We start from the raw sequence: 7,740 nt of genomic DNA, 5'->3' as shown, positions 1-7,740 counted from the left end.
TAGTCTTACACGTTGTCAACGCCGAACGCGAGTCAAAGTCTTTTGAGGTAAGGGTTTTAGGCTTATTCAGCAAGCCCCAAGTAGGAAAGGAGGGAAGGGTCAATACGATGCTGGTAGATGTTAGTAATGGTAAAAGTCTAGCTATTGATATCACTTGTTCCAGAGCAACAAATTGTAGTGAAGGTATTACACCCTACTACTTTTTCTCATTCCATATTATACCAGGGGCAGGCTCTCCAGGGAGTAGATAAATTATGAGTATTAGCCGCCGTCAATTTAACCGGATCGTCATATGGGGTGGGGCTTCTTTTACTGCTTCCGCAACATCCGGCATCTTTTTCCCCAAACCGGCCGAGGCTTATTCCCTAGAATTTCCGATTAGTGCCTTATCAGCCGATCGCGTTTTCAACGGCATTCAAAAATATTGTGGAGCACAGCCCATCCCCGGCGTTCTCTCACCAATCGTACAAGGCAATACTAATGTTAGCAGTAAAATAGAACCAGCAGCCGCCAACGCTATTCGCACGGCAGATAAAGAATTTGTCAACCGCAATTTTACCAGCAAAAGAACCGAATTAGCCGTAACTGGCAGCGGTTCTAATTTTGCATCAGATACCAGTCGGCTGTGGGGGCAGCAAAGACAGGATCAAGTCGGCCCGAATGTTGGCTTTGGCTTTGTACAAAAGTGGCAAGATCAATATAGCGATACCAAAATTTCTGGGCCGACAATGTGCGCTATTCATAATGCTCAACAAGTCTTAGCAGATCAAAGATTAACACCTCCAGAAATCGCGGCTTCTGTATTGCCAACTCGATCGCGATTGGATGATTGGGGTTCTTGGGGAGGAGATGCGGATGCGTCTGCTGGGAGGAATCCTGGTGCTGTTTTTGCTCAATACGATACAGCCGCCGGTACGGTGACATCTCGCTATGATTTAGTTGAACCGGGGCCCAGAGGTTTTGGGCGTGTTGAGTTTACGGTTGAAGCGGAAGATCAGCCTCGGCGGGTGATTTTGGTGACGGTGAGGTTTTAGGGGAAGAGTAATATTAATTCTCGTGTTTGTTGTCGAGTCCGACGGGGGTTTAAACCCCCGTCTCATAGCGAAAGTCCTTTGAAAAGGACTGACATGCCGAGCGACGGAGCGTAATACAGATATTCGGTAGGGACACAGCAGTGCTGTGTGCTCTTTCTGTATTTATTTCGATAGTTTCCCTACGGCGGATACGGACACGGCAGTGCCGTTTCCCTACAAATATTCTGTGCAATTAATCGGATTTGATATTAGTCCTCTTTAGAGGACTTCAGCTTTGAGGCAGGGGTTTAAACCCCTGCCGGACTGTCGGACTATTGCGAATGCCGGACTGGCGAAATATTTCTAATTTTGGAGTACCGGAATATTGCGACAGGTACACAAGATCAAATCAATTTGACTTTTGCAATTGACCAATCAAATCTAATGCTTTTTGAGCATCTGCATTCATTCCTTGAGCCCTAAATAAACGAGCAGCTTGCTGCAAATCTGCGATCGCCCCTTTTGTATCTCCCATTCTCACTAACGTAATTCCTCGGTTAGCAAAAGCCTTTGCATAACTGGGATTGAGTTGAATTGCTTGAGTGTAATCAGCTAAGGCAGAGCGATCGTTATTGATGCGAAACAGCGCTAATCCTCTGTTAAAATAAGTGTTGGCGCGACCCGGATTAATTTGCAGGGCTTGATTGAAATCGTCGATCGCCCCTTTTTGATCGCCTAAGTCCGAAAATGCTAATCCTCGGTTGTTGTAAGCTGCTGCAAAGTTTCTATCCAAGCGGATGACTTGAGTATAATCTGCGATCGCCCCCGGTTTATCTCCCATTGCTGACAAAACCAGCCCCCGATTGTAGTAAGCGTCAACATAAACGGCATTTAGGGCGATCGCCTTGCTATAATCAGCGATACTCTTGGGCATTTGTCTCAAATCGGAATAAGCGAGGGCTCGATAGAAATAAGCTTCCGCGTAATCAGATTGAGTTTGAATTGCTTGGTTAAAATCGGCAACAGCCCCTGACAAATCTCCCTTGTCAAACCGACTTAAACCGCGAACGTAATAAGTCTTAGCATCTTGGGGATTGTTCAGTTTCAGAGGTGCGTTAGTGGCGGTGGAAGTATTCACCAAAATAGCAGAACGATTTAAACCTGCATCCGACAATTTAGCTATAAAAGTGTTAATAGGAATCGCAGAATTAAACCCGGTTTTAGTAAACGCTAAACCTGTCATAACTTTTCCGTCAGTGACTCTTGTATCGTCATCGCGATCGCCCTCTCCGTGAATCCCAACTACACGCCCTTCTCCATCAAATACAGGCCCTCCACTCATGCCCCCTTTCGTGACAGCATTGTAGCGCAAAGTATAGCCGTCTGAATGAGTCGGGAGACGGCTGGTAACATAGCCGGGTGAAAACTCAAAATTGCGATCGGGTTGGTCTTTTCTGCTAGCGGGAAGACTTGGATAACCAAACACAAAAATTTCTGTTCCAACTGTCGCTTGTTCGGAATCGCCTAAAGTTACAACTGGATAAGATTCTGTACTGTTAAATGTTACGACTGCTAAATCGGGAGCATTCTGGCCTTTCTGTAATAATACACTACGGGTTACTGGATAGTCTTTTCCCCTATGACTGCGAATCGTATAGGTAGCTTTGGTATCATCTACCACATGGTTAGCTGTCAGGACAGTGTAGGTTGTACCTTGTTTAGCAATAATAAATCCTGTACCTAGACCAGTGGTTCCATTAATTTGAACGGTGGCAGAAATCGCTAATTTGGCAATTTCTTGAGGAGTTTTTGCGATAACGGGTGCTGCTGCAAAAACAACTATTCCTGCTACCGTTACTGTTCCTGCTAGGATGCTGGTGAAGGAATCAAAGCGCGAATAACCCCTATTCATAGGTGATTGCTGAAGAGTAAGATTTTTTATACTCCGAATAGTATAGATTAAAATGAAATTTATGAAAACCAGAAACGCTGGATGTTTTCAGATGATTGCGATTTTTATGACATTTCGTACATTTCGTATATTTCCGCGATTGCTGGCATTACTATGCAATATTTTATTTGTATATCTTCTAGGTTAACCAGCTCGAACTGCATCCCGAAACACTTTCAAAGCTTCTTTTTCTTCAGACATTTGCAGGCATCTACCCAGCAATTCTAGATCCAAATCCGGCAACAGCATACTCCGAGAAACGCGATCGTAACCCTCCGAGTTCAGTTGGTAAATCGAAAATACTCCGTCTTCCCAAAACCAAACTTCCGCTACGTTAAATCTGCGGTAGTATTCCAGCTTGTGGATAGTTCCGCTAGTAAAAACAAGTTCGATCGCCAAATCGGGTGTTTCTCGCTGCCGTCGGTCTTCGCCAAAATAGTAAGATAAATCTGGTTCCTTGCTGCTGCCTTTTGCTTCCCCTTGGAGTGTAGCGCTACCCGTCGGTCTAAAACTAATATCTTTTTCTACGAAAAAGGTCATTAACATTCCTGCCAGCAGGCATTTAATGGTTTCATGTTCCGGCGAAAGTGTCATAATTTCCACATATCCGTCGAGGTAAGACAAGCGAACACTGCGAGTGTACTCTAGCAATGAATCCAAAGCTTTGAACTGTTCCCAAGTCATTGATAGCGGCAAAATCAACCGCTGTTCGGGGAGTGCAGTTAATTTGGGGTGAGTGGCAATGGCCATATATACTTTCCCAGAGTTTGAATTTCTACTTTTAGATTAGCCTAACAAATATTTAAAGGGAGAACTGTTTTAATATCACTTCGGCAAAGTACGGTTGCGTATAGATTGATTGCCCGCTATCTGTAGGGACACGGCAGTGCCGTGTCCCCTACCTGGCACTAAGCCAAAAACTGGAATTGAGAACCGTTAACTGCCAATGCAAACGGGCTCGCTTGTTCAAATGCACCGACAAGTTCAAAGTTGTTGGTATTTAAAACTAACCCCACAATCTGTCCGGTAATTATGTTTTCAATCACCATGTCGTTGATAATTCCGTCGTTATCGTAAGCAATCAAATTGTCGTCTTCAAAGAAAAGGTCTAGTTCTGTTAAACCGTCCGTCAAACCGATGCGATCGCCCTCGTCAAAGTTAAAATCGGTAACGACATCTGCTCCATTTATACCAAAGGCTTCATCGTTGCTTCGGATCACAAATATGTCACTACCGGGGCCTCCCGTGAGCACGTCAACTCCCCGATCGCCCACCAAGAAATCGTTGCCGTCATTGCCCTCTAAATCGTCGTCTCCTTGCCCTCCCCGCAGGATATCGTTCCCGAACCCTCCGAAGATAAGGTCATTTCCGGCGTCGCCCCTAACTACGTCGTTGCCATCATTTCCATCCAGGAGATCGTTATCTTTCCCGCCGTAAATTATGTCATTTCCGCCCCCACCGCCGATAATATCATTGCCGTTATTTCCTAACAGCCGTTCGTTGGAATCCGATGAACCTCCTATAGTATCGTTGCCATCGAGTCCCCAAACTCCCCAAGGAAAAGACGACAAATTTCCATCCGCTACGTCAATCTCATCTGGTGTAGCGAATGCCAAAAGACGTGGACCGCCCCCAGCAAATACAGGAAATCCCGTCACATCGACGATGAGGTTGTTAATCGTTATAGCCATAACTATGTCTTTTCCAAAATGCTGTTAGCTGTATTATACATTTTAATTATTTGCTTGTTCAATAGCAAGTATGTTTGGATTTTTGCCACAACTTTTATTTCCTAAATTAAGGACAAGCAGCGTGCTGGCTGATAGCCAATTACCAATTACCAATACTTGGGCTACGCGAGCGTATAAGTTACCAATTCCCAATTCCCAATTCCCAATTACCAGGGCTGTGCTTCATTCAACTCAAACCTGCTATAGATCTCGCCTCTGAGTCAAATAGCATTAGTTGCTGACACTATCCGCTACTGTCTACCGCTTATAATGGGTGTTACCCCCCAGGCGGTAACACGTTAATATCACCTATAACGTCGAGACTGAGAGGTTGTTTGTGAATAAAAGTAAAAGTCCCTGGGCCCATCGTCCGAGAAAACACCCAGTTTCCGATACCCATACACAAACTTTACAAACAGGATCTAAGCTCTTTACAAAGCCATAATCGCCGATCGCTGACATTCTTTGGCAAAATCCACTGCTTTCAGGTGTTTTACTCATGTCTACTCCTAAATCGTCTTCCCATCAAAACAACAACTCCGTAAAATCACAGCCAGCGACAGATATCGTCCCAACAAAGCAAGACAGTAACAATCTGCCCAGCGAACCAAGTATAGAACAGCTACTGGAAGCTTTGGCCGGCCAAGTACCTAGTCAATCTGCTGAAATGGAACCCTTGAAAACGTGGAAACAAGATTTAAAGCGACTGTTTCAATTTCTTGGCGATCGCCGCGTTTTAATCGCAGTAGTGGAACCGGGAACTTTTGCCCTGCGTTATGCTAACGCGGCATTTTGTCGCTTGGCCGATTGGGAGGAAACGTCTTTGGCAACTCAATCTACCAACGGTTGGTTTGCCGAAACCCACCTCACTCTGCTGGAACTGTTCGAGGATTGGGGCGGCAAAACAGCAGAACAATTGTACCGTCGCCACCTTTTGCACTGGGTATTTAAGCAATATTATCAAATTGACATCGACGGTTTGCGGGTGCTAGACGAACCTGTCACGGCGAGTGTAAAAAACCCCAAACACCGAGAACCCAGATTTATTGAATTTTGGATCGGTTCGGAACAGTTAAAAATTACTCGGATTGACTCAAAAATAGATGAATTTGCGGATGTTCCTTTAAAATTAATGCCTGTTGCGGAACGGGAAGCTTGGCTGATGCAGCCGAATCAACTGGAAAAGTTAGCCGATCGATTGCAGTTGGATAATTACCGCGTAGAAGGTTTGCTGCTGCTAGAAGGTTTTGATGTCACCGTGCAGGAGCAAATTCGCCGTCTGACTCAGTTATTGATCGATCAAGATTCGATGCTGCGACCTGACAAATTTGAGAGAATCGATCTGTGTTTGCGATCGCTATTCAATACTGACGGCACTTTGTTGCTGCGGCCAGACGGCGATCAGGTACAGCTATTAGTTGCAAAAGATGGCCAACATTTGCAGCCGATTCTTTATTCAATGCACTCCCTAGAAGCTTCTCATTTGTTGAAGGCCACAGCAGCAAATCAAGTTTGGAACGTGCCAGACTTGCGTAGGGAGTGCGAAACCGAGTGCGATCGAACTTTGCGGAGAATGGGAACTCGATCGATGCTGCTGGTGCCACTGGTAGTCAAATCCGTCACCCGTGAGGGGTGCGGGCAGCGGATTTTGGGTGTCGTGGGGCTGTTGTGCGATCGGCCCAACCACTTCAACGGCATTGACGCTCAACACGCCCAAGAACTCATTCCCGCCTTCATTGCAGCCCTCCGGCAAGCCATCCAGGAGCGGTTTACCCACATTCACAACATCCACCCCGCAGTCGAGTGGCGGTTCGCCCAAGAAGCAGAAAGGCGAAGTTGGGGACTGCCTCCAGAAACAATCGTATTTGCTGACGTTCATCCGCTGTACGGAATTTCGGACATTCGCGGTTCAAGCGACGAAAGAAACCGAGCCATTCAAACTGATTTGCTCGAACAATTCCGCTTAGGTTTAGTCATAGCTGATGCCGTTTGCCAAACACAAACTACCCACCTCGGCGAGCAACTGCGGCTCGACTTGCTCGACTACATCCAGCATTTAAAACAAAAAGTAACAGTCGATATGGAGGTGCGAGCAGCCGAGTATTTAAACGAGCATTTAGAAGTGTATTTTGACTATTTTGTGCAGTGCCACCCCAGGGTTCAGGCAGCCGTTGAAGCTTACCGAGCAGCCTGTGAAAACGAACACAACTGCGTTTATAGCGATCGCACTCGCTACGACCAAATGCTGCACCTAATCGGCATGAAACTCCAAGAAACCTGGGCTCGCTGGCAAGAAAAAATGCAGCAAATCCTCCCCCACTACTGCGACATTGAATGCACTGACGGCATGGATCACATGATTTATGTAGGAAAGTCGATCGACCCCAAATTCAGCCAGTTTCACCTGCACAGTTTGCGGTACGAACAACTGCGAGCAATTTGCGACTGCGGCCGCACAGTTTTTCGCCTCAAAGCCGAGTCTCAAATTAATATGGAACTCGCACATTTAGTCTTAGTGCAGAATACCACGATCGACATTTTTCACAACGAAAACACCGAAAAAATGTTTGACGTAAAAGGCACTCGCGACATCCGCTACGAACTAGTCAAAAAGCGGATCGAAAAAGCCGTGGACAAAGACGTACAAGAGCGAATTACCCAGCCAGGAATGTTAACGGTAGTTTATTCAGCCGAAGACGAATGGGAAGAGTACCAACAATACTTGCGCTATTTGTCTCGCGAAGGTTGGGTAGAGCCAAAAATTCAGACTGGCATAGTGGAATCACTGCAAGGAGTCAGTGGTTTAAAATTTGCCCGCGTGCGTATTTTGCCGGAACCCACATCAATTTCTACTATCTGTGAAGTTACCGTGGTCAGCGATTGAAAACCCCTGCCCCAAATCCCGTTAAAAAGCGGGAGTGCGTCCGCTCCAATCCTCCTGCGTAAGGCGGAGTGCGTCCGCTCCAACCCCCCCATTTTTTAGGAGGGAGCGCAAGCATTGGGGACTCACAAACAAGACCGAGATTACATTTAAGATGTTTGTTGA

General features: G+C 46.0%; 5 protein-coding genes. 2 read left to right on the top strand and 3 right to left on the bottom strand.

Annotated elements, in window-relative coordinates:
• Positions 1 to 254 precede the first annotated feature (254 nt).
• On the top strand, positions 255 to 1,034 hold the full coding sequence (locus QUA70_RS18340) for a Tat pathway signal protein (RefSeq protein WP_333349040.1): 780 nt from the start codon (positions 255 to 257) through the stop codon (positions 1,032 to 1,034).
• Positions 1,035 to 1,422: 388 nt separating this feature from the next.
• Here the strand turns inward: QUA70_RS18340 and QUA70_RS18335 are convergent, their stop codons facing one another.
• The 3 genes from QUA70_RS18335 to QUA70_RS18325 all read right to left on the bottom strand — a co-directional run bounded on the left by QUA70_RS18335 (position 1,423) and on the right by QUA70_RS18325 (position 4,655).
• The gene (locus QUA70_RS18335) at positions 1,423 to 2,925 is read right to left on the bottom strand and encodes a tetratricopeptide repeat-containing serine protease family protein (RefSeq protein ID WP_333349042.1); all 1,503 of its coding nucleotides are present in this window, start codon (positions 2,923 to 2,925) and stop codon (positions 1,423 to 1,425) included.
• A 183-nt stretch (positions 2,926 to 3,108) separates the two neighbouring features.
• Positions 3,109 to 3,714, bottom strand: coding sequence for a Uma2 family endonuclease (locus tag QUA70_RS18330; RefSeq protein ID WP_333349044.1), 606 nt, complete (start codon positions 3,712 to 3,714; stop codon positions 3,109 to 3,111).
• Between the two features lie 158 nt (positions 3,715 to 3,872).
• The gene (locus tag QUA70_RS18325; RefSeq protein ID WP_333329719.1) at positions 3,873 to 4,655 is read right to left on the bottom strand and encodes a calcium-binding protein; all 783 of its coding nucleotides are present in this window, start codon (positions 4,653 to 4,655) and stop codon (positions 3,873 to 3,875) included.
• Positions 4,656 to 5,193: 538 nt separating this feature from the next.
• On the opposite strand from QUA70_RS18325, the gene QUA70_RS18320 reads away from it, so the two are divergent.
• Positions 5,194 to 7,578, top strand: coding sequence for a GAF domain-containing protein (locus QUA70_RS18320; RefSeq protein ID WP_333329716.1), 2,385 nt, complete (start codon positions 5,194 to 5,196; stop codon positions 7,576 to 7,578).
• Positions 7,579 to 7,740 lie beyond the last annotated feature (162 nt).

Source organism: Microcoleus sp. LAD1_D5 (assembly GCF_036702115.1).
GTDB lineage: Bacteria > Cyanobacteriota > Cyanobacteriia > Cyanobacteriales > Microcoleaceae > Microcoleus.
This window is presented reverse-complemented; position numbering and strand designations above follow the sequence as displayed.